The 22,435-nt window shown below is 69.2% G+C and carries 18 protein-coding genes and 1 pseudogene; 7 read left to right on the forward strand and 12 right to left on the reverse strand.

Annotated elements, in window-relative coordinates; genetic code table 11:
* From AC1DKV_RS36005 to AC1DKV_RS36030, 6 genes are all read right to left on the reverse strand, one after another.
* A partial coding sequence (locus tag AC1DKV_RS36005; RefSeq protein WP_477139232.1) for a FimL-related protein occupies positions 1-2,092 on the reverse strand: 2,092 nt, incomplete at its 3' end.
* A 71-nt stretch (positions 2,093-2,163) separates the two neighbouring features.
* Complete coding sequence (locus AC1DKV_RS36010; RefSeq protein ID WP_477139233.1) at positions 2,164-4,329, reverse strand: methyl-accepting chemotaxis protein; 2,166 nt, start codon at positions 4,327-4,329, stop codon at positions 2,164-2,166.
* Positions 4,330-4,443: 114 nt separating this feature from the next.
* The gene (locus AC1DKV_RS36015) at positions 4,444-5,016 is read right to left on the reverse strand and encodes a chemotaxis protein CheW (protein ID WP_441612565.1); all 573 of its coding nucleotides are present in this window, start codon (positions 5,014-5,016) and stop codon (positions 4,444-4,446) included.
* A gap of 55 nt (positions 5,017-5,071) precedes the next feature.
* Positions 5,072-5,452, reverse strand: a complete 381-nt coding sequence (locus AC1DKV_RS36020; RefSeq protein ID WP_441612566.1) for a response regulator — start codon at positions 5,450-5,452, stop codon at positions 5,072-5,074.
* 20 nt (positions 5,453-5,472) lie between these two features.
* Positions 5,473-5,976: a response regulator gene (locus AC1DKV_RS36025; protein ID WP_477139234.1), complete on the reverse strand. Its 504-nt coding sequence runs from the start codon at positions 5,974-5,976 to the stop codon at positions 5,473-5,475.
* Between the two features lie 626 nt (positions 5,977-6,602).
* On the reverse strand, positions 6,603-6,773 hold the full coding sequence (locus tag AC1DKV_RS36030; RefSeq protein WP_017225880.1) for a rubredoxin: 171 nt from the start codon (positions 6,771-6,773) through the stop codon (positions 6,603-6,605).
* A gap of 223 nt (positions 6,774-6,996) precedes the next feature.
* Here AC1DKV_RS36030 and hemL point away from each other — a divergent pair, with 223 nt between their 5' ends.
* Positions 6,997-8,289, forward strand: coding sequence for a glutamate-1-semialdehyde 2,1-aminomutase (hemL, locus tag AC1DKV_RS36035; protein ID WP_477139235.1), 1,293 nt, complete (start codon positions 6,997-6,999; stop codon positions 8,287-8,289).
* Between the two features lie 20 nt (positions 8,290-8,309).
* Here the strand turns inward: hemL and dapA are convergent.
* Positions 8,310-9,255: pseudogene (gene dapA / locus AC1DKV_RS36040) on the reverse strand (4-hydroxy-tetrahydrodipicolinate synthase).
* Between the two features lie 443 nt (positions 9,256-9,698).
* On the opposite strand from dapA, the gene AC1DKV_RS36045 reads away from it, so the two are divergent.
* From AC1DKV_RS36045 to AC1DKV_RS36055, 3 genes are all read left to right on the forward strand, one after another.
* A complete protein-coding gene (locus AC1DKV_RS36045) occupies positions 9,699-10,313 on the forward strand; it encodes a LemA family protein (protein WP_441612569.1) in 615 nt (204 codons plus the stop codon).
* Positions 10,314-10,424: 111 nt separating this feature from the next.
* Positions 10,425-11,249: a TPM domain-containing protein gene (locus AC1DKV_RS36050; RefSeq protein ID WP_477139243.1), complete on the forward strand. Its 825-nt coding sequence runs from the start codon at positions 10,425-10,427 to the stop codon at positions 11,247-11,249.
* 6 nt (positions 11,250-11,255) lie between these two features.
* Positions 11,256-11,762: a TPM domain-containing protein gene (locus AC1DKV_RS36055; protein WP_441612570.1), complete on the forward strand. Its 507-nt coding sequence runs from the start codon at positions 11,256-11,258 to the stop codon at positions 11,760-11,762.
* A gap of 55 nt (positions 11,763-11,817) precedes the next feature.
* On the opposite strand, the gene AC1DKV_RS36060 is transcribed toward AC1DKV_RS36055, so the two are convergent.
* The 3 genes from AC1DKV_RS36060 to AC1DKV_RS36070 form a co-directional block, all read right to left on the reverse strand.
* Complete coding sequence (locus AC1DKV_RS36060) at positions 11,818-12,813, reverse strand: phosphatase PAP2 family protein (RefSeq protein ID WP_477139236.1); 996 nt, start codon at positions 12,811-12,813, stop codon at positions 11,818-11,820.
* A 67-nt stretch (positions 12,814-12,880) separates the two neighbouring features.
* A complete protein-coding gene (locus AC1DKV_RS36065; protein WP_477139237.1) occupies positions 12,881-15,181 on the reverse strand; it encodes a spermine/spermidine synthase domain-containing protein in 2,301 nt (766 codons plus the stop codon).
* Positions 15,182-15,298: 117 nt separating this feature from the next.
* Complete coding sequence (locus AC1DKV_RS36070; protein ID WP_477139238.1) at positions 15,299-16,630, reverse strand: MFS transporter; 1,332 nt, start codon at positions 16,628-16,630, stop codon at positions 15,299-15,301.
* Positions 16,631-16,707: 77 nt separating this feature from the next.
* Here AC1DKV_RS36070 and AC1DKV_RS36075 point away from each other — a divergent pair, with 77 nt between their 5' ends.
* The gene (locus AC1DKV_RS36075; RefSeq protein WP_477139239.1) at positions 16,708-17,748 is read left to right on the forward strand and encodes a LysR substrate-binding domain-containing protein; all 1,041 of its coding nucleotides are present in this window, start codon (positions 16,708-16,710) and stop codon (positions 17,746-17,748) included.
* Between the two features lie 50 nt (positions 17,749-17,798).
* On the opposite strand, the gene AC1DKV_RS36080 is transcribed toward AC1DKV_RS36075, so the two are convergent.
* On the reverse strand, positions 17,799-18,965 hold the full coding sequence (locus AC1DKV_RS36080) for a M48 family metallopeptidase (RefSeq protein WP_477139240.1): 1,167 nt from the start codon (positions 18,963-18,965) through the stop codon (positions 17,799-17,801).
* A 43-nt stretch (positions 18,966-19,008) separates the two neighbouring features.
* Complete coding sequence (locus tag AC1DKV_RS36085) at positions 19,009-20,103, reverse strand: YjgN family protein (protein WP_477139241.1); 1,095 nt, start codon at positions 20,101-20,103, stop codon at positions 19,009-19,011.
* Between the two features lie 1,244 nt (positions 20,104-21,347).
* Between AC1DKV_RS36085 and AC1DKV_RS36090 the strand changes: the two genes are divergently transcribed.
* Positions 21,348-21,533 (forward strand): Flp family type IVb pilin, encoded by a 186-nt coding sequence (locus AC1DKV_RS36090; RefSeq protein ID WP_441612577.1) that lies wholly within the window; start codon positions 21,348-21,350, stop codon positions 21,531-21,533.
* A gap of 113 nt (positions 21,534-21,646) precedes the next feature.
* Positions 21,647-22,174, forward strand: a complete 528-nt coding sequence (locus AC1DKV_RS36095; protein ID WP_477139242.1) for an A24 family peptidase — start codon at positions 21,647-21,649, stop codon at positions 22,172-22,174.
* Positions 22,175-22,435 lie beyond the last annotated feature (261 nt).

The following is a 22,435-nucleotide window of genomic DNA, read 5'->3' on the forward strand; positions in this document are numbered from 1 at the left end:
CGTCGGCGGCGGGCGCGTGGCGCACCACCTCGCTGGCGGCAGCGCGCGCATTGGCCAGCAGCGCCGCGTGGGACAACGCGCCGCCCTCCCCGGCCAGGCTGGCGGCGCCGGCGGCGCTGGCATCCGGCGCGCTGGCGGCGGCGCTGCTGCKGCCGAATGCKAGTGCGTCGATAAAGGCATGCACCGCACCGAGCTCGCCGGCAATCGCGGCCAGCCAGCCGGCGCGCTCGCCGGMGGCGTCGGCTTCGGCGGCGTCCGTTACCTGCACGGCGCGCGCGCCGGCCAGCAGGCCGAGCGACAGCGTCACGCGCTGCAGCGCCACGCCAACGGCGAGCGCCTCGTCACGCAGCGTCTGCGGCAGGGCGTTGGCCTGCTGCAACTGTTCGAGCGTGGCGCCGAGCGCGGCGAACGCGCGATCGGCATCGCGCAGGTGCGCGCCGGCCTCGCCACGGGTGGCGTCGCGGTCGTATGCATCGAGCCAGGATTCGGCGCTGTCGAGATGACCGCGCAACTGCGCCACGGCGGCCTCGCGCAGCCGCTGCGCGCGGGCCTGCTCGACCATCTGCATGAGCCAGCGCGGGGCTTGCACGGCGGCCTCGCCGCGCCGKCGCGCGCCAAGATAGGCGGCCAGCTCGTCGCAGCGATGCGCGAACTCGGCAGCGCACGCATGGCCGGTGCTGCCATGCACGCGCCACGGCAAGGCCAGGGCGCGGCCAAGGAACAGGGCGATGGCGCCGATGCCGATGGCGTCGTCGCCGCCGCCGGCACCATCGGTGGTATCGGTGCCATCGGCCAGCAGGGCGGGATGCGCGGCGGCGTCCAGGCAGCGCAGCAGTGCCGGCTGGGCCAGCGGTTGCGCCGCCTCGGCCAGCGCGGCGAGGGCGTCGTGCCAGCCCCCGTGCTGCGGATCGGCGGCTGCGCGCTCCATCGCGGCGRCGGCCTGCTGCAGGTTGCGCGTGTCGATGGGATCGAGCCAGCCGTAGTAGCGCACGCGGAAGTCGGCGTGTACCGCCGCGTGCGCCGCGTCGATGCGGAACGCTTGCAGGCACGCGCGGATGGCCGAGCGCAGCACCAGCACGGCTGGAGCTTCCGTCTCGCCGGCTGGCACTGCCGCGCCGGCGCCGGTGGTGGTGACAAGCAGGTAGACCGCGTCGTTGAGCAGCGCCTGCGGCACGCGCACCTGGCCTTGCAGGTACTGCCGCAGCAGCAGGTGGGAACGCCCCGCCAGGCGCTTGGCGAGCAGGTCGGAGGCAAGCAGGCCGTGGGCCAGCGCCCCGAACACCAGTGCMAGCACGTGCCATACGCCGCGATCCGGATGGTCGGTGGCGCGGCGCAATTCCTGCTCGCTGGCGCGTACGTCTTCGAGCGCGGACTCCAGCGGCAGGTAGGCTTCGAGCAGCAGGCTCGCGTCATGGCAAGGCACCGGCAGGCGCAGCGCCTTGAGCAGTGCCGCTTCGAAACGCTGGCGCGCGCGCGTGACGGTGGCAGCCATGCGCATCGGCAGCACGATGCCCGGCAGCATCTGCAGCTCGTCCACCCACAGGTCGGCCGGATGCACGCGGTCTTCGCCGATCCGGTCCAGCACGTCGGCGTAGGAACGGAACAGGCGCACCGGGTCTTCGTCGTCGCCGGCCATCAGATCGTCGACGTACTCGGCCAGCGCCTGCACGCCGAGGCGGAACACGTCCAGGGTCCTTGCATCGGCCGGCACGGCGCCGGCGTCGATGCCGTCGAGCAGGCGGCGCAACGCCTGGCAGTAAGGGTCCACACCACGCAGGCCGACGATATGCACGGCGCCCGCGGCCTGGTGCAGGTGCTGGCCGGCCAGCCGCAGCGAAGTGGTGTCGCGCGCGCCMAGCGCCTCGGGCGCCTGCTGCACTTCGTCGACATAGTGGCCCAGTTCGGCCGCGGCATCGTCCAGCGCGGCGCGCAGGCTCGGCGCCAGCCAACCCAGCACGGAAAGGTCGCGCGCCACGGGGCTGGCGGCGGGTTCGGCACCGGCGTCGGCGCCCGGGGCTGCCGGAACCGGTGCTTCCTGCCGGGCCGGGTCAGCGCCGGCGGCGTCGCGCGAKACAGGGAAATTCAATGACATGACTGCATCCAATGCGTCCAATGCGGTGGCGCCGGTCCGTGGCCCGCGATGGCGCGGGCTCGCGTAACTCGTCAGGCGATCTTGAATCGCAGCACGGAATTGCGCAGTTCCTCGGTCAGCAGGGTCAGCTGGCGCACCGACAACGCAGTCTGGCGCGTGCCGGACGACGTTTGCTCGGTCACCTGCAGGATCCCTTCGATATTGCGTGCCACCGCGGTGGCGAGGCCCGCCTCGTGCGAAGTGGTCTGGGAAATCTGCTCGATCAGCTCGGCAAGCTGGCGCGACACGCGGCCGATCTCCACCAGCGCGGCGCCGGCATTGTCGGACAGCTTGGCCCCTTCGACCACGCCCTGCGTGCTGCGCTCCATGGCGTGCACCGCGTCCTGCGTGTCGGTCTGGATGGTGCGGATCAGCGCGCMGATCTGCTTGGTTGCCTCGCCGGAGCGTTMCGCCAGGCGCTGCACTTCCTCGGMCACCACCGAGAAGCCACGCCCGGCTTCGCCGGCCGATGCGGCCTGGATGGCGGCGTTGAGTGCCAGCACGTTGGTCTGCTCGGTAATGTCGGARATCAGTTCGACGATTTCACCGATCTCCTGCGACGATTMGCCMAGGCGCTTGATCCGCTTGGAGGTGTCCTGGATCTGCTCGCGGATGTCGTTCATGCMGAGGATGGCGTTCTGCACCGCGTGCTGGCCTTGCTCGGCGGCGGCCAGCGAGGCGCGCGCCACGTTGGCCGACTCGGCGGCGCCGCGCGACACCTGCGTGATGCGGTCCGCCATTTCCACCACCGACTCGCCGGTCTGGCGGATCTGGCGCGACTGTTCCTCGGATGCGGCCACCAGTTCGATCGACGTGTCCTGCACCTGGCCGGAAGCCTGCGTGACCTCGCCGGCGGTCTGCTGCACACGGCCCACCAGCTCGCGCAATTCTTCCACCGTGTAGTTCACCGAGTCGGCAATGGCGCCGGTGATGTCCTCGGTCACGGTGGCCTGCTTGGTCAGGTCGCCGTCGGCGATGTCCTGCAGTTCGTTCATCAGCTGCAGAATCGCCTTCTGGGTCGCGTCGTTGTTRCGCTTTTCRTCSAGGCGGCGCGCGTCGGCTTCGTGCTCGCGGGCTTCGGCTTCCAGCGCCTTGGCGCGCGAGTCGCGCAGGTAGAGCGCGGCCAGGCCGGCCAGGAACAGCAGCGTCAGCGCGGCCGAGACGATGGTGGCGCCAAGCGTCAGCGGACGCACGCGCGCGCCTTCCGCGTAGGCGGCCTGCAACTGCGACAGCTCGCCGCGCAGGGCTTCGTTGTCGTTGAAGATCTGCTGCTGGGCACGCTTGGCGGCGATCAGGCCGGGCAGGTTCTGCAGGATGGTCTGCGTGGTCTTCTGCACGGCGTCGAAACGCTGCGAGAGTTGCTGCAGGTAGGTGCGGGTCTCGGCATCGCCGGCGGCCGACAGGCGCAGCGCCTCGCTGCCGTTGAGCAGCCCGTCCAGGGTTTCGCGGAAGGTATTGGTGTCCTTGCCCAGCAGGAACGCGGTTTCCGGGTTGACGCCTTCGCCTGCCAGGAATTCGTTGAGGTTCTTGCCCAGGCGCTGCGTCAGCATCACCAGCTGCGCGGAGGCGGCCACCTCGCGTGCGTTGGCGCCGCTCTGCAGCTTGATTGCCGCCACCTGCTCCGCGCTTTCCAGCAGTTCGGGGTTGGAGGCGTTGAAGATCTGCAGCGTCTGGCCGATGGTGATCAGGGTGGGCAACTGCGCCAGCACGTCGCCCGCGCTCTTCTCGGTGCGGCGCCAGGATTCCGTGGCCTTTTCCAGCAGCGGCACGGCGGCGCCGCTGCTGGCGCGCACGTGCTTGGTGTCGCTGCCGTTCTGCAGGGCCTGCAAGTCGCCCGCCAGTTCCTCCCTGGACTGGCGCAGCTGGGTAAAGGCCTGCGCATTGCCCAGCAGCGCCACCGGCACCGCCTTGGCCAGGCGCTGCGAGTGCATCAGCATGTCGCCGGCGATCTCGATCTGTGCCGCGCCGTTGTTGGCTTCGCGATTATCGGCATAGACCGAGACCAGCAGCGCCACCAGGGACAGCATCACGCCGCCGGTGAGCGCGCGCTGCTGGCTGGCGAACGGGATGCGGCCAAGCCTGTCCGCGATACGCTCGGCCGGGGTGCTCCTTGCCGCCGGCGCGCCGGCATTCACCGCCATCTCGGCGGCGGCGGCCACCGGCCCGCGGCGACCCAGGCTGAAGTTCTTGAAACCCATAGCACCCACCCTCTGTTCGTTATTTTTCGATTCTTGGTTTCTCTGCGGCGCGCCCGCGACCATGCGCGGACCCGCCCCCTCCCCATCCGTACCGCTGCCCTGCCCGCTGCGCGCTCAGGCGGCCTGCCGGCCCACCTGGAGGAAGGCGGGCGACGCCAGCAGGCGGCGCACGTCCAGCACCTGCCAGTCCCGCCCGTCGCGGTCGGCGAAGCGCGCGCCCTCCCATTCGGGCGCGCCCTCGGACGGGCTCTCCGGCCGGCTGCCTTGCGTCCCGGCCGGCAGGCTCAGCTCGCCCGCATGGCGCAGGCCGATCACGCGCGTGGCCAGGATGCCGCACGCGCGCTCGACCTGGCGCGACAACACCACGATCTTGCTGCCCGGCTGCAGCGGGGTGGCTCCCTCGCCGCAGAACAGGCTGAAATCGATCACGCCCAGGAGGCTGCCGCGCGCATTGACCAGCCCCGTGTACCAGCCCTGCGTCAGCGGCACGCGGCTGGGCTGGCGCATCTCCATCACCTCGCCGGTCTCCAGCAGCGGCAGCAGCCAGTGGCGCTGGCCCACCTGCAGGCCGAGGTAGCTCTCCACCGCGGGCAGGCTGCGCGCCTCGCGCAAGCGGCGGGCCAGCATGGCCTGGTAGTCCTGCAGCCGGGTCTGGCGGGCACGGAGGTCCTGGCGCGGCGCGTTCATGAGCGGATTTCCGGTGAGAGGAAGGAGGGGTAACGGGTGGCCGCGCGGGCTCGCCTCAGTGGGCCAGCGCCGCAATCTTGCCGAGCAGCTCTTCGCCGTCGACCGGCTTGACGATGTAGTCGGACGCGCCCTGGCGCATGCCCCAGATGCGGTCGGTATCCAGGCCCTTGCTGGTGCACATGATGACSGGGATATCCTTGAAGCGGTCGTCGCGCTTGATGGCGCGGGTGGCCTGGTAGCCGTTCTGGCCTGGCATCACCACGTCCATCAGGATCAGGTCGAAGCGTTCGTTCTCGAGCCTGGCGAAGGCCTGGTCGCTGTTGCCGGCCACCGAGACCTTGAAACCCTTCTTGCCGAGCAGGTCGGACATGAACAGGGCTTCKGTCGGGGAGTCGTCGACGATGAGGATCTTGCTGATGGTCTTGCTGGTAGTCATGAGTATTCCTGGGTATGCGCTCAGGCCGGCTCGGCGCTGGCCACGGCGGCGGCACATGGCAGGCAGGCGTCTACCGCCTGCAGCAGCGATTCGCGGGTGAACGGCTTGGCGAGATGGTCGCGCGCGCCGACGAGGCGGCCGCGCGAGCGGTCGAACACGCCGTCGCGGGACGACAGCATGATCACCGGAATGGCATGGAAGCGCGGGCTTTTCTTGATCAGGGCGCAGGTCTGGTAACCGTCCAGCCGCGGCATCAGGATGTCGCAGAAGATCAGGTCCGGATGYATGTCGCCCACCTTGGCGAGGGCTTCGAAGCCGTCTTCGGCCAGCAGCACCTGGCAGCCCGCCTGCGACAGGAAGATCTCGGCGGTGCGGCGGATGGTGCTGGAGTCGTCGATGACGAGCACCTTGCGCCGCGCGGGCGCAGCACCGCCGCCGGCTTTACCGGCTTCGACCACGCCGCTGACTCCGGGGTTGACCCCCAGGCTGACCCGAATACTTTCTTGTAGTTGATCGACCCGCATACCGTTCCCGCAACCAGCGCGCCCCCTGCGGGACACGCCGGCATTGACTTGAGAACTTCCGCGCGGCGCAGCCTGGCTGCTCCGGCGGCCCCCGAAACAATACGTCCTGATTCCCGAAAAACACGCCGCCGCGGTGGCCCGCGGCTGGCAAATGGCGGCGCGTGGTACCCGCGCCTGCCTGGTCCACCCCCCAAAGGGCGGATTTTCAAATTTGAAACAGAGTGTGACAAGTCGCCGTGGGGCCGTCAATCCGGAATCCCGGCCAGCCCCTGGCGATCTGTCGCATCGACGCGACGCGGCAACGCGGACTGGCCTGCCGGGGGCGGATCCGTCATGGGCGCGTCACGCCGATCTGCCCGGCACGGCGGCGGCCGTCTGCCGCCCCACGGTCCATGGCAACTTCACGTGGCCGAAGACGTGGCCCAAGAAGCGCTATCACGCTATCGACATAAAGCGAGGCCGTCCTGGCCAGGGCGGAGCGGGGAATTCGKATCGCATGGCGATCCGCCTGCTTGGCGGTGCGCGCCAGCCAGCGCGCATGCGCCCTGCAAGGGCGCGGCCGCAGGCAGTACAAGTGGCACTTGCCGTGCCGCGCAACGACGCCAGGCTCTTTTCGATCGTGCCTCTTACAGGGCCACCATCTCGAAATCTTCCTTGCGCGCGCCGCATTCCGGGCAAGTCCAGTTGATGGGTACGTCTTCCCACTTGGTGCCGGGCGCAATGCCGTCTTCGGGCGCGCCGGCGGCTTCGTCGTAAATCCACCCGCAGATCAGGCACATCCARGTCTTGTATTCCATAACGGTTCAGTCACTCTCCATTAAAATTCAGGGCCAGATGGTACCGAATCGGCGCCGCCGGCGCCAGCCAGGCAAGCAGGATTCGGGCCAAATACGCCGTGTTCGCGCACGTTACCGCGTAAATGCCACGCATTGCAGCCTTTTTGCAGGCATTTCCGCGTGACTTGGCGCCTGATGGAACGCGTTTCTTCGTTTTCTCCCGCTTTTGACCTCACGCAAAGCCATGTCTCGTAACCAGCAGCTCTTCGACCGCGCCCAGCAAACCATCCCCGGCGGCGTCAATTCGCCCGTGCGCGCCTTCCGCTCGGTGGGTGGCACGCCCCGCTTCATCACGCGCGCCGAAGGCGCCTATATGTGGGACGCCGACGGCCAGCGCTACATCGACTACATCGGCTCGTGGGGCCCGATGATCGTCGGCCACGCCCACCCGGAGGTGGTGCGCGCGGTGCAGGAAACCGCCGGCCTGAGCTTTTCGTTCGGCGCACCGACCGAGGCCGAGATCGAGATGGCCGAGGAAATCTGCAAGCTGGTGCCGTCGATCGAGCAGGTCCGGCTGGTATCGTCCGGCACCGAGGCCACCATGAGCGCGCTGCGCCTGGCGCGCGGCTTCACCAAGCGCGACCTGATCGTGAAGTTCGAGGGTTGCTACCACGGCCATGCCGACAGCCTGCTGGTCAAGGCCGGCTCCGGCCTGCTGACCTTCGCCGACACCACGAAGAATGCGCCTTCCTCGGCCGGCGTGCCAGCCGACGTGACCAAGCACACCATGGTGCTGGAGTACAACAACGTCGAGCAGCTCGAGCAGGCCTTCGTCAAGCACCAGGGCGAGATCGCCGCGGTGATCGTCGAGCCGGTGGCCGGCAACATGAACCTGGTGCGCGCCAGCGATGCCTTCCTGCAGGCCATGCGCGCGCTGTGCACCAGGCATGGCGCCGTGCTGATCTTCGACGAGGTCATGACGGGCTTCCGCGTGGCGCTGGGCKGCGCGCAGGCGCACTACGGCATCACCCCGGACATGACCTGCCTGGGCAAGGTGATCGGCGGCGGCATGCCGGCCGCGGCCTTCGGTGGCCGGCGCGACATCATGGCCTGCCTGGCGCCGCTGGGCGGCGTCTACCAGGCCGGCACGCTGTCGGGCAACCCGCTGGCGGTGGCGGCCGGGCTGACCACGCTCAAGCTGATCCAGGCGCCCGGCTTCMATGAGCGCCTCGCCGTGCAGACCCGCAAGCTGGCCGACGGCCTCGCCGCGGCKGCGCGCGAAGCCGGGGTGCCGTTCGCGGCCGACGCCATCGGCGGCATGTTCGGCATGTACTTCCGCGACGGCGTGCCGGGCAGCTTCGCCGAAGTCACGCAATGCGACACCGCGCGCTTCAACCGCTTCTTCCACGCCATGCTGGATGCCGGCGTGTACCTGGCGCCGTCCGCCTTCGAGGCCGGCTTCGTCTCGGCGCAGCACGACGACGCCATCCTCGCCACYACCATCGAAGCGGCGCGCAAGGCGTTCGCCGCCGGCTGAGCGCTGCGCCCMTGCCGGCGCTAGCCGCGCAGGGCGGCGGCGGCCTCGCCGAGGTCCGCGCAGGCGCGCGCCAGCGCCGTCTCGAGTGCCTCGCTGGCCGGCGTCATCGGCGCGCGCAGCGCATTGCGCAGCCAGCCCTCGCGCGCCAGCATGGCCTTGACGGGACCGGGATTGGGCTGCGCGAACAGCAGCCGGATCATCGGCATCAGGGCATGGAACAGGCGCCTTGCCTGTTCCAGGCGCTGCTCCGCCACCGCGCGCGCGAGCGCCACGAACAGCTCCGGATAGAGATGCGCCGAGGCGATGATCGCGCCMCGGCCACCCAGGCACAGCGTGCCCAGCAGCTGGTGGTCCTCGCCGGCCAGCACCGCCAGGCGTCCGTCGGCGATCACGGCCTGGGTGCMGTGGTAGTCCCCGCCGCAATCCTTGATGGCGAGGATATTCGGATGCGCGGCCAGCGCCAGGATGGTGTCGGTGTCCAGCTTCACGCCGGTGCGGTAAGGAATGTCGTACAACACCAGCGGGGCGGCGGCGCTGTCGGCCAGCATGCCGAAGTAATCGCGCAACCCGGCTTGCGACGGCCGCACATAGGCGGGCGCAGGCGTCAGCAAGCCCGCCAGCGGACGCCCGGCCAGGCGCCGCACGCGCGCCTGAGCCTGCCGCGCATTGCTGCCGGACACCCCCAATCGTCACCGGCAGGCCGCCGGCGGCATCCAGCACGGTGTCCAGCACGGCCAGTTGCTCGTCTTCGTCGAGCGCTGCCGCCTCGCCCGTGCTGCCGCACACCACGAGGCCCGCGATACCGCTGTCCGCATAGCGACGCACCAGCCGCGCCAGCGCTGCATGATCGACGTCGCTCCCGGCGAACGGCGTCACCAGCGGCAGCCAGATTCCCGAGAAGACCTGTCCTGCTTGCCGTGCTTGATCTGCTTGAACTGCCTGAACTGCTTGTTCTGTCTGCTGCATGAAACACTCCTGTGCGACCGGTCAGGAAGAAACCGTGCAGAAGTGCGCCGGGTGGCAGCTGGGCCCGCTAGGGGCAGTGAAGGGGCATGAACCTGGCCTCGCCCCTGATCGCAGGTGCCGTTCCGTCGCTCATCTGACGGAACAGCACGCCCCGGTCAGACGAGCGGCTGTTTTTTGGCTTTGGCGCGCGCGAGCACCTGCCGCTGCGAGGCAGCGGAAGCAGGAGCGGAAACCGGCGAAAAGGCGCGCATGGCAGGCTGGTGATCGATGGCTGTGCGGTGATGCAGGGTGGTGCAGGCGTGGTGCAAGTCTGGAGAGCCGACCGCGCCAAAACCGACAATCTACCGGTGCCGGCATCCCCCCGTCAACTGCGCCGGGACGAATCGCTTGCCCGCGCCGGCCCCTGCGCTACACTGGTGTTTCCACGAATTCCGGAGTCTCCGATGCGCGCAGCCCTTTCCCTGTCTTCGCCGCGGTCTGTCTTGCGCTGGCTCTTGCTGGCCCTGTGCGCCAGCTTGCTGTCCGCCTGCGGGTACAACGACTTCCAGACCAAGGACGAGGCCGTCAAGGCGGCCTGGGGCGAGGTGATCAACCAGTACCAGCGCCGCGCCGACCTGATCCCCAACCTGGTCAATACCGTCAAGGGCTATGCGACGCACGAGCGCGAGACGCTCGAGGCGGTCACCAAGGCCCGCGCGGCGGCCACCAGCATCCAGGTMTCACCCGAGACACTCAACGACCCGGAAGCATTCAAGCGCTTCCAGCAAGCCCAGGGCGAGCTGAGCGGCGCGCTGTCGCGCCTGCTGGCGGTGTCGGAAAACTATCCCCAGCTCAAGGCGGACGCGTCCTTCCGCGACCTGCAGTCGCAGCTCGAAGGCACCGAGAACCGCATCACCGTGGCGCGCCAGCGCTATATCGTCGCGGTGCGCGACTACAACGTCCTGGCACGCAGCTTCCCCACCAACCTGACCGCAATGGTGTTCAAGTACCCGGTCAAGCCGTCGTTCACGGTGGAGAACGAGAAGGCGATCTCGGCGCCCCCGACAGTGAAGTTCTGAGCCCGGCGGCAAAAGGCAAAGCGCATGCGGCAAGACCTGGCCCGACTCTCCCCGACGCACGCTGAGCGCATCCTGCGCGGCGGGCGCGCCACCGTGCTGGCGCCGCTGCTGATGCTGGCGGCGATGCTCGGCGCGCTGCTGGCATGGCCAGCGCTGGCCGCCGCGGCGGCCGGCGCCGATGGCTTCGTGCCGGTGCCGGCGCTGACCCAGCGCGTGACCGATCTCACCGGCACGCTCAGCGCCGGCCAGCGCAGCGCGCTGGAAAACGTGCTGGCCKAGTACGAGCAGCAGCKCGGCAGCCAGATCTTCGTGCTGATGGTGCCGACCACCGAGCCCGAGCCGATCGACGCCTACAGCATCCGCGTGGCCGACGCCTGGCGCGCCGGACGCAAGGGCATCGACGACGGCGTGATCCTGCTGATCGCCAAGGACAACCCGCCCGGGCTGCGCAAGATGCGGCTGGAGGTAGGCCGCGGCGTGCAAGGCTCGCTCACCGATGCGATGTCCAAGCGCATCCTGCAGGACGTGATGGCGCCGCATTTCCGCCAGAACGACTTCTACGGCGGCCTCGCGGCCGGCGTCTCGGCCATCCAGGCCACCATCGACAAGGAAGGCCTGGCCGGGCCGCAGGCCGGCGGCAAGCCGGCCCAGCGCGGCTCGTGGACCGACTGGCTGCCGGTGCTGTTCCCGCTCGCCATCATCCTGTTCTTCTTCACCTCCGCGGCACGGCGCCCGCGCGGCCCGCAGATCGTGACCGGACGGCGCGGCTGGGATGCCGCCGCCGGCGGCCTCGGCGGCACCCTCGGCGGGCTCGGCGGTGGCTGGGGACGTGGTGGTGGCGGTGGCGGCTTCGGCGGGGGTGGCGGAGGTGGTGGTGGCTTCGGCGGCGGTGGCGGCGGCGGATTCGACGGGGGCGGTGCCTCCGGCAACTGGTAGCCACGCATGCCACATTTCAAACGCGCCCTGCGTCATCTCGGCACCCGGCCCGGCGTCGCCGCCAGGCACTTCCCCGCCGATGCCAGGCAGCAGCTGCAACAGGCGGTCGCCGCCGGCGAGCAGCGGCACCTGGGCGAAGTGCGGGTGGTGATCGAATCCAGCCTGCCCGTATCACTGGCCTTCGCCGGCACCACGCCGCGCGCACGCGCGCGCGCGCTGTTCGGCGCGCTCGAAGTGTGGAACACCGAAGGCCATACCGGCGTGCTGCTGTACATCAACCTGGCCGATCACGCAGTGGAACTGCTGGCCGACCGCGGCATCGACGCGCGCGTCGGCCCGGACACCTGGCACGCGATCTGCGACGACCTGGCCGCCGGACTCGCGCGCGAGCTATCGGTCAGGCCGGTGCTGGCGGCGGTGGAGAAGATCCACCACCTGCTTGCCCTGCACTTCCCTGCCGAAGGCGGCAAACCCAACCGCAACGAGCTGGACGACCGGCCAATCGTGCTGTAGTCCGCGCTGCCGCTGTCGTGGGYGGGTATCTGCCGCCCACGACAGCGGCAGCGCACTAGTTTTCCATCGCCCCGCGCGGGCGCGCCAAAGACACGGCGGGCAGCGCCGCGCGCCATGGCCGCGGCTCGCGCGCCTGGTGCAAGGCGCGCACCAGCAGGAAAGTCGCCGCCCACACTGCCACGCCGGCCAGCACGTCCACCAGGTAGTGCCCGCCCTGGCTGGGCGTGGACAGGATCATCACCACGTTGAACGGCAGCACCGCGAACCGTGCCAGCCGCGACCACCACATCGCCCGGATAAAGACCAGGCCCATGACGGTGTGAAACGACGGCATCGACACCAGCCCCTGCGCGGTGTTGAGATCGAACACGCGCAGGCTGCCGTCGCGCAGCGGCGCGAAGTGGGAATACTGCGCCAGCTCCGCCGGCGACACCCCGCCCAGGTGGCCGAAGAAGTAGTACGCGCCGCTGGCCGGCAGCGGCGTGGAGATCAGCAGCACCAGCGCGAGCGAAATCATCATGCAGGAAAGGAACTCGCGCAGGCGCTCGGCCGGGCCAAACAGGCCGATCGCCAGCGGCACCAGCAGCAACTGCATGCGCCCGCCCTCGTAGCACCACTGCAGCACGCCGCTCAGGTCCGGATGCGCGCGCACCCAGGCATGCACCGCGGGCCACCTGAAACCAAKGGMGGCATCGATGGCGGCCAGCCGCGCATCGATCAGCGGCGGCGCCATCGTGACCAGCAGGTAGGACAGTACGCACATGCCATTGAGGAACAGCACCAGCCAGGCAAGCGCCTGCATCATCGCCGCCAGCGCCGCCAACCGTTGCCGGCCAGACGCGCCGCGTGCCGCCGAAGCCCTGGCCGCCAGCATCAGCAAGCCGCACAGCGTGCCCAGCACGGCAAACGCCAGCAGGCGGCTCTCGAGCGCCTCGGCGGCGAGCGAGCGGCCGCTCAGGCGCAGCCACAGCGCGTCGACGGCCAGCACCGCCAGGATCGAACCCCAGCGGACGGTGTCGCCGCGCGTMCAGAGCGCCGTGCCGGATACCATGTCAATTCCCCCGGTCTGGTGCCTGCCGGCCCCCTTCGCCGACAGGCGCACCGCCTGCGTCATGCATTCAGTCGAGCCCGATCAGATGACGCCACTCGCTGCCCATATTGTCATCGGTGACCGATGCCAGTCCTGTCGTGCGGGCCAGGATACTGGCGCACTCCTCGATCGTATTGCCGGGGCCGGACCGGCTGCCGGCGTGCGCGGCATGCCAGTCCGCCTGCATGGCGTCGACGATGCGCGCGCCCTGGCCGCTGCCCGCGTCCAGCACCGGGCGGCCGTCGATGCGATAGGCTGCGAGCGTCCGGCTCCAGTGCTTGAAATCCCACGGCAGCGCCTCGCGCGATACGACCACATGGTTCTTGAAACGCGCCCCGTGAGGGAATGACAGGCAGGCCGTGCGCTGCGCCCGCGGCGAATCGGTGGTGTTGTAGTAGAGCACGCCGCCCGGCGCCAGATGATCGCCGGCAAGCCGCAAGAACTCCGAGGACAGCAGGTTGGTGGTGTTGGCCCGGAAGTGCCACGTGGTGTTCGACACGATGGCATCGAAGCGCCGGTCGGGATGCATGCGCAGCCAGCGACGACCGTCGTCGGCAACGATCGTCACCTTGGGGTTGCGCAACACCGAGGCTTCGGCCGGCATGCGCGCCACCAGGTCCACATAGCCKGGATTGATCTCCACGATGGTCAGCGAACGCACCTCCGGGTTGTTGGCGATCACCTGCGCCCACGACCCGGACGACAGGCCGACCATCAGGACATCGCGCGGATGGCGGTGGAACAGGTTCAATGCATAGGGACGGATGATGCCGTTGGTGTCGTGGCGCAGGTCGACGTTGAAGCGGCCGTCATACATGCCGCCGCCATACACGGTGCCCTCGCGGTCCACCGTGATGATGCCGCTGCGGTTTTCGATCACGTGTGCGAAGGGCCCCTTGGGATCGGGAGCGTCTTTCCAGAGCAGGCTCTCCAGCGCGCCACCGCCGAAGGCGGGCAAGGCCACTACCGCCAGCGCCCACAGCGCGCCGGCACCGGCGGTCTGCCACCGCCGCGAGCCGGCCGGCAATGGCAGCCACGCGCCGAGCAGGAAGGAACATGCCACGCCGGCGCAGACCAGCACCACCGCGATGCMGAGCAGGCCGAGATACTCCATCAGTACGAAGCCGGTAAGCAGGCTGCCGGCCGCCGAGCCAGCGATATTGGCAAGGTAGAGCAGTGCCGTGCGCATGCCGGCGTGGTGATCGGCGGCCACGCCCCAGTGCGCCAGGCACGGCAACAGTGCCCCCCACGCCCGCGCCACCCAGAACACGACCAGGCACATCGCGCAGAGCAGCACCACGCCGGACGCGACAAGGTGCGCCAGCATGGGCAGGAACAGCAAGCCGGCGAGATTCGCCACGAGCWGGCTGATTGCCAGCCGCTGCATCCCCTGCTCCGCGGCGCCGTGGCACCAGCGCCCCGCATGGTGCGCGCCCGACGCAATGCCGAGCAGGAAGACGCCCAGCGTGAGCGCAAAGGCCGAGGCGCTGCCGCCGGTGGCATAGGACACCGCGCGGAAGAAGAAGATTTCGTACGACAGCGAGATTGCCCCGCCGGCGCAGGCCAGGATCGAAACCGCACAGAAGCGCAGGACCGGCGTGGCCGCGGGAACCGCGGCGGACACGCCCTGCCGCGCCTGCGCCGCCGCGGCATCGGGCGCGTCGCCGACCAGCCAGTGCACCGCGAGCGCGCCGGCCGCCACGGTCGCATTGATCGCCACGGCCACATGGACGGCGGCCTGCATGCCGAGGAAGGGAAACAGCGCAGCGGCGCTGATCAGGCACGCAACGCCGGCACCCAGCGTATTGACGTAGTAAAGKAGTCCGACGGTGCCGCCCACATTGCCGGAACGGCGCGCCAGGTGCCCGACCAGCACCGGCAATGTCGCGCCCATGAGCAGCGTGGGGACCAGCACCAGCGCCAGCGCGACCAGTGCCGTCACGCCCAGCGGCATGCCGAGCGCCAGCGAACCGGCCCAGTCGAAGATATCGAGCGAGACCAGCCCGAACGCGCCGGTGAGCAGCTCGATCGCCGCCAGCAGCGGCAGCAGTGGCAGCCCGCGCCGCCTCGACAGCAGGCCGCCGGCCAGGCTGCCCAGCCCCAGTCCCAGCATGAAAGCCGTGACGACGATCGTCACCGATTCGATATTGACGCCGAAGATGCGAAACAGCGCGCGCTGCCAGATCAACTGGTAGATCAGCGCCGGGAATCCCGAAAAGAAGAAGAGAACGCAGAGCGCATGCCGCCAGCGCAAGGCTTCGTGCGCGGCGATACCAGGATTGGCACCCGCCGCTGGCATGGCACCGGCAACCGGATTGCTCGGCTTCATAGACCCTCCCCCTTGGAGCCGTCCAGTCGGGCCTGCGCCCGCCGGAAAGCCTTTTGGGCCACTCTATGCCATGGCGCGCTGCSACGGCATCGCTCTTTAGGGGGTCATTCCAAAGTATTAGCGCCCCGCTGCTGCCGGCGCGGCGCCCCGCTTGCTACCCAGCGCATACCAGACCGCGGCKGCCACCTGCAGCGCCACCAGGCCGCCCCAGACGGTCAGGTGCGCCTGTGCCGGATAGCGGCCATCCGTGGCCGGCCAGAGATCGAGCACCAGGCCGACACCGACCTGGCAGGCGAACGTCGCCAGAAAAACCGTCAGGGTCAGCGCCGTGGTGGCGCGGCCGATCAGTGCGTCGGGGAAGCTGCGCGCCAGCACGGCGTAGGCCAGGATGCCGCTCGAGCCGAACACGCCGTAGGCGGCCCACATCAATGCCGGCGGCAGCGGCACGCCGGCGATGATCAGGCACTGGACCACGATAAAGCCACTCATGCCGAGGCCGGCAAAGGCGTACAGGCTCAGCCCGGCGCGCTCGAGGTGCCGCGCGGCCCAGCCGGCGAACACGCAGCCGCCCATCATGGCGAAGCCGATCACCGACACCAGCCGCGCGCCTTGCTCCGGTGAATAGCCCGCCACATCGCGCAGGAAGGCGCCCACCCACAAGGTCTGCACCGACAGGAAGATGCCCTGATTGAGCAGCGCCAGCGGCACTACGCGCAGGAATCGCTCGTTGCGGAATACCTGCCAGGTGCCGCGCAACTGCTCGGCCAGGCGCTGCTTGCCCGCGCCGCCGGCCTCGGGGGCCGCGAACCACAGCAGCGCGGCCATGGCCAGCGTCAGGCCGGCCAGGCCGTAGCTGACCGTGCGCCAGTCCGTCCAGGACAGCAGCCATCCCAGTGGCGCACCCACCACGACGGCACMGAGGCCGCCGATGGCCATGACCACTCCGTTGAGCAGCGGCATGCGCGACAGCGGGAACCAGATCGACAGTGCCTGGATGGCGGCGCCCAGGCAGACCGACACGCCGATGCCGATCAGCAGGCGGCCGGCCGCCAGCGTGGCCATATTGGGTGCGCTGGCAAACACCAGCGCACCCGCCACCGCGGCCAGCAGCAGCACCGCCTCGGTGCGGCGCGGGCCGAAGCGGTCGAGCAGCAGCCCCGCCGGAATCTGGGCACAGGCGAAGCCCAGGAAATAGAAACTGGTCAGCAGGCCGAGATCGGCGGCGCTCAGGCCCATCTCGCGGATCAGGTGCGGCGCGAAGCCCAGGTTGACGCCCCGGAAGATATAGGAAACCAGGAAACCCAGCGAGAAAATGCAGAGTACGCGCCAGCGCATGCCGGCATCGCGCGGCAGGGCGGGCCCGGGCCGGCTCGCGGCACGGGGCGCCGGGGAAGCGGAGGAAGCGGAGGAAGCAGAAGAAGCGGAAGAAGCGGGATTGGCAGAATTCATCTCCGCATTGTCCTCAGTCTCGAGGTGCAAGGCCAACGAAAGATACCTGCCGCAATTGTGAGTAGAATTTGACGGCAATGACTTCCCGAGCCCCCAAACCCGCCCGTCCGGCAACGCCCCCGGCTGCCCCCGCCGCTTCCACGGCCGCKGCCGGCGAGCCCGAATGCACGCTGGCACCCGGCGCCACGCGCCCGCGCACGACACCGCACCTGCCCGCGCTGCAGGCACTGCGCGCCATGGAAGCCGCCGCCCGCCACCGCAGTTTTTCGCGCGCGGCGGAAGAACTGTCCCTGACCCACAGTGCCATCAGCCACCATATCCGAGCGCTGGAGGACAACCTGGCTACCAAGCTGTTCCAGCGCACCGCGCACCTGATGGTGCCCACCAATGTGGGCACGCGCCTGGCCGCGCGCATCCGCGACGGCCTGGCCGAGCTGGAAGACGGCCTGCGCGAAGCCAGCAACGGCTGCGCGCCGCAGGTGGTGCAACTCGAAGTCAGCGTCATGGCGGACCTGGCCAATGCCTGGCTGATCCGCCGCCTGCCCAGCCTGCACGCCATCATGCCGGGGCTGGACCTGCACCTGCKACTGCACGCCGAGATCAGCCCGCCGGATCCTTACTCGGTGGACGTGGGCATCTKGCACCAGCGCGTGGACCTGCCCGGCTTTGCCTGCCACAACCTGACCGAAGACCACGTGGTCGCGGTGGCCAGCCCGGCGCTGCTGGCGCGCTACCCCGGCTTCACGCTGGCCGACCTGCCGCGCCTGCCGATGCTGCGCTTTGCCTTGCGGCCGTGGCGCGACTGGCTGGAGGCCGCCGGCCTGCCCGCCAGCGAGCCCGAGCGCGGGCCGATCTTCCAGGACGCGGGGATGATGCTGCAGTCGGCGGTGGCCGGACTGGGCGCAGCGACCGCGCGCCTGCAACTGGCGCGCGACTATATCGCCAGCGGCGAGCTGGTGCAGCTGGGCACCACGCGCATCCCCTCCAGCCTTCACTACTGGGTCACATGGCGCGAGGCCAATCCGCGCGAGAAGACCATCCAGCAATTCCATGCCTGGCTGCAGGAACAGGTGGCGGCCCCGTCGCCGCCGGAAGCTGCCCGGCCCGCTGCCGTCTAGCCCGGGGGCTGCTCCGGCGCGGCCCTAGTGCTGGGCACCAATATTAGCCACTAATGCTGGGCCCGCTGCGCCGCGCGCAGCGCCTCGATGCGTTCGCGCGTGAGCGGGTGGGTGGCGAAGAAGCCATTGTCGTCGTCCTCGCCGCTGTCTTCGGCGGCACGGCGGCTGCGCCGCTCGCGCTTGGTCTCGCGTTCGCCGCTGCCCGCCGAAGCACCGCCCTGCGCGCCGGCCCCCGTCCCGGCCACCTGCGCATCCACCTCCCGCTTGTGCGCGCTTTCCAGCGCCTGCAGGACATCGGCGAAATCCGCCACCGGCAGCCCGTTGCGCTGCATGACTTCGACGGCGTAGGCATCGGCCGCGCGCTCGTGGTCGCGCGAATAGCGCAGCGTCAGCATGGCCGCCGGCACGCCCGCCAGCACGCTGGAATAGTCGCCGAAGAAGTAAGCCGCCAGCGCCCCCACCGCGGAGGCCTGCAAGATCTGCTGCAGGCCGTGGCGCTGCGCCACATGCCCGGCTTCGTGGGCCAGCACCCCCATCAGCCCGGKGCCTGTGCCAGCCAGTTTCACCAGCTCGTCGGTCACCACGATGGTGCCGCCCGGCAAGGCCAGCGCATTGGCACCGAGCCGGCCGCCGCGGCGAAACAGGATGCGGTACTGGTGCCCGGGATCGGGCGGACGCCGCAGCGCCGCGAAGTCCGCGCGGATGCGGTCCTGCTGCGCCGCGGGCAAGGCGGACGGCATGAGCAGGCCGTTGTCGATGCCGGCCAGCGTGGCCTCGCCGAGCCGCGCTTCCAGCGCCGCGGGCACGCTGCGCGCGACCATGCGGGCGCCCCACGGCAACACCAGGAAATAGCCCAGCACCWGCGCCACCGCCAGCCCGAGCACGGACAACAAGGCCAGCCGCCAGCTATTCTGCGCGCGCACCACCCAGCCCTCGCGATGGCCGCTGACGGCAAGCAGCGCGGCCAGGCCGGCGTGGTCGGTGATCTCGCAGAACGCGCCGTCGGCAAATGTCACCAGGCGCGGTGCGCGCTTGACCCGCTCGGAAACACGCAGCGTCGACAACGGCGCGCTGCGCAGCACCGTGCCGCCGGCTTCGCGCAGTACCGCCTCGCGCCCTTCGATCGACAAGCGGACCGCATGGGCGCGCGACGAGCGGCCATCGAAATAGGTGGCGGCTACCGGAGCAGCCGCCTGGGCTTGGGAGGAATCCGGCATCGGGGCCCTGGCGTCCTTAGGTGACAAAGAAGAGCAAGGTGGTTCAGAGCGCGATGTCGATGTCGTACCAGTCCACCGCCGCATCGCCCAGCGCGCCGACCTGCTCGGTCTCGCCGGCCACGAAGGCATCCAGCGGCGCCGCCGCCAGCATGGTCATGGCTTCGATGCGGTAGCGCATCGAGMGCACCTTGGCGAATGGCATGAACAGGCCCAGCGTCAGCACATTGGCGATCATGTTGGTGACGAAGATAAAGAACAGCCGGCTCGCCTTCACCTCGCTGCGGAACGCGTGCGGCGCCAGCGTGGTGTGGTTCCACACCAGGTTCTGCAGGCGTGCCATGAAGTATGGCCCGACCGCCAGCAGCGCGAGGTAGAAACCGCCGGCGGCCATGGCAAAAGCCATCACCACGGCACCCCTGCTTGCGCCCAGGCCACCGCCGAGCGCGGTGCCGGCGAGGCTCGCGAGCACCACCACCGCCACCATCACGCCAAAAGCTCGCAGGTAGACACCATAGAAGCTGCCCGCCGTGGCATCGATGGCGAAAGGCGCCGTGCCGAAACGCGTGTGGTTGTGCTGATACTGCTTGAAGCGCTGGTGCGMCAGCGGCGCCAGCGCGTACAGCGTCAACACCGTCAGCACCGGCCACAGCAGGAATACCTTGTATGCCTCGGCGTCGCCGCCGGTAAAGGCAAAGCGCAGGCCGCGATAGCTCGAGTTGGCCATGCGAAAGCGCAGCGACCTCACCAGCAGCAGCGGAAACACCACGGCCAGCGCGAGACCCAGCGCCAGCGAGAGCAGCAGCGAAATATGGCTGGTGAACTGGAACACCATGGCCAGGCCGAACACAATGGCGCGCCCCTTGAGGATGGCGGTGGCACGACCGTGATAGTCGAAGCTGGCGCCGTCGAGCCGCGTGTTGCGATAGAAATACTGCATGGTCCTTACCTTCGCCCACGCCGAGTAGATGCCGAGCGTGACGATGGTCAGCAGCGCATTGACGATCCAGATGCGGAAGTACTCCGAGCCCGAACCGATGAACTCGAAGCGCAGCGGCCGCGGCTGGCTGAAGCCCGCGGTCGCGGCAGGCGCGGCCGCGGGCGGCGCCGGGAAATCGTTGTTGTTCTGATTGTCCTGCATGCTGGCTTCTCCCTTGAAAACCGCAAGTTGTGTCCGTCCGGGCGGACTGCGCGCCTCACTGGCCGCGCGACGATATTCCTAAGCCGTCACTACGGCGAGCAATGTATCAGGATTGCAACCAAAACGAGCGTAACCAGGATGCGATGCAAGAAGTTCCCGCCTCATCCAACAGAGCGAGAAAACTTAATGGCCAATGTGGGGCGGCCCACATTCGCGCCCCTCCCGGCTACATCTTTTGCCGCCCAGGTCATCCTTGCCGCCCCTCTCCGGCGCGCCCGCGGGCATGCGGAAGGCATCGCGTGCCTTCGCGGCCATACCTGAACCCCGCAAAGCCGTATCGCGCGTGCAACCAATCGCGCGGCCGTGCGGCGACTGCTCCACCACCCGGATACCGCTGCGCGATTACCCTCGCCTGCCCGGTGGCGCTTCACCGAAAGCCAGGCCCCGCAATGCGCATTGCGCACTTTTCAGTGCCGCCACACGCCCATTGCGTCACTCCCTGGGCAGCACAATTKACTTTTCCGGGCCMGCAACGGCTCCGGAGCAGTAACAACAAGGAAACATCCTGTTACAAGAAAATCGGTCTGTAACAAGTGGCCCAAAAACATCACCAATCAAATCAGGCACTTAGCTGCGCTGGCATGTTCGTCGCTCTATTCCCCGTTACAAAGACCAGAGCGACCGAAAGCAGGGATAGACGGTACGCCGAGGATGCCAGGACCAAGGCGGTGCAATCCACCAGCCCCGGCATCACGACAAACGAGTTGAAACGGGGGGGAAGCGGTTGCCGTGACAGGGCAGCCGCTTCGCGGGGAGGTTTGGCGCAGGGCCAGCGCAACTTTATATCCATGGCCCACACCGCAGCGGCGAATTGCGACACACCGCGGCGGCGATCAATAGCAGTCTTGCAGCATTTTCAGGCGCGGACCGGTTCCTGAGGGAGGACAGAACCGGTCCGCGGCACCTACCAGCGCAACAAGCCGCAGCAAGCGGCGATGCGCCGGGTGAGGACCCGCCGGCTGGTCACGGTCATGAGGTCCCCTGGAGACTGGTGGAGCCGGGAGGCCCGCCTTGTCGCGCAGCGCTACGGGGAGGCAGCGATCCATGCATCGCTGTTGCGCCGGCACGCTCGCGACATCGGCGAACCCTCTGGCTTGGCCACGGCTGGCACCACCGGCCGAATCTTGTGCCCGATTCTCAGCGGGCGCTTTTTCCCCTTGAACCATGACGTAAAGGAGAAGGACATGAACTCCATGTTCGAAGGCATCAAGCGTTTTGCGCAAGACGAAGACGGCGCAGCGGGGGTCGAATATGCACTGCTGCTGGCATTCGTGGCGCTGGTCATGATCGTATCGGGCCCGACGCTCGCGACCGCGGTCGGGAGGATCTGGACGCGGATCCAGGTCGCGCTGACGGCGGCCGCCGCCTGAGACCGTGGCAAGCGCGCCCCGGCCGGCACAGCCGAGCCGGCCGGGCCGCGCGTCAGGACGCTCAAGCCGGATACCCGCATCGCGCCGCCACCCCTTGCCGCCACGAGAATGCCATGAGCACCTTTGACCCACTCACCAGCGGATGCCTGCTCACCCTGGTCGGCATCGCCGCCGCCAGCGACCTGCGCAGCCACCGCATCCCGAACTGGCTGGTTGGGGCGGGCCTGATGGTKGCATTGGTGCTGCAGGTCGCGCTGCATGGATTCCTCCACGGGACGCAGGCCTGGCTGACCGGCGCGCTCGCCGGCCTCGGCCCGTTCCTCGTGCTGTACATGCTMGGCGCCGTCGGCGCCGGCGACGCCAAGCTGATGGCGAGCATMGGCGCCTTCGTCGGCGCGGCGGMGGCGCTGCAGATCGCCGTGGCCAGCTTCGCCATGGGCGGACTGCTGGCCCTCATCATCGTGCTGGCGCGCAAGCAGGCGCGCCAGACCTTCGCCGGGCTGTGCGCCCGGCTGTTGTGGCTGCCCTTCGGCCTGCGCGCCGACGTGGCGGGCAAGGACAACCTGACGACCGCAGCGCGCCTGCCCTACGCCGTGGCCATGGCGGGCGGCGTGCTGATGGTGATGACGGGCGCGGTCTGAAACGCGCGCCCCGGGGGCAGGAAGAACAAAAGAAAAGAAAGAAAAAAAGAAAAACACAGCGCTGGATACACAGCAGGCACGACGCGGCAACGAGAACGGCAAGAGCCACCAGAACGACCGGCACCGCCGCTGACGACGGGCCGGAACGGGAGAGAACCATCATGCGCGAGCACCCACCCACCGCATCGCCGCGGGCCCCCGCCCCGCCGGCCCACCGCCGCCAGGCGGCCATCCGGCGCGCCGCGCCGCATGGCGCCTGGC

This window comes from Cupriavidus sp. 05T41 (assembly GCF_056396525.1).

What these genes read in the sequence shown, in the direction of transcription:
- AC1DKV_RS36090 (WP_441612577.1), top strand. Translation starts at nt 21,348, where the DNA reads ATGAACTCCATGTTCGAAGGCATCAAGCGTTTTGCGCAAGACGAAGAC.
- AC1DKV_RS36055 (WP_441612570.1), top strand. Translation starts at nt 11,256, where the DNA reads ATGCCACATTTCAAACGCGCCCTGCGTCATCTCGGCACCCGGCCCGGC.
- AC1DKV_RS36015 (WP_441612565.1), bottom strand. Translation starts at nt 5,016, where the DNA reads ATGAACGCGCCGCGCCAGGACCTCCGTGCCCGCCAGACCCGGCTGCAG.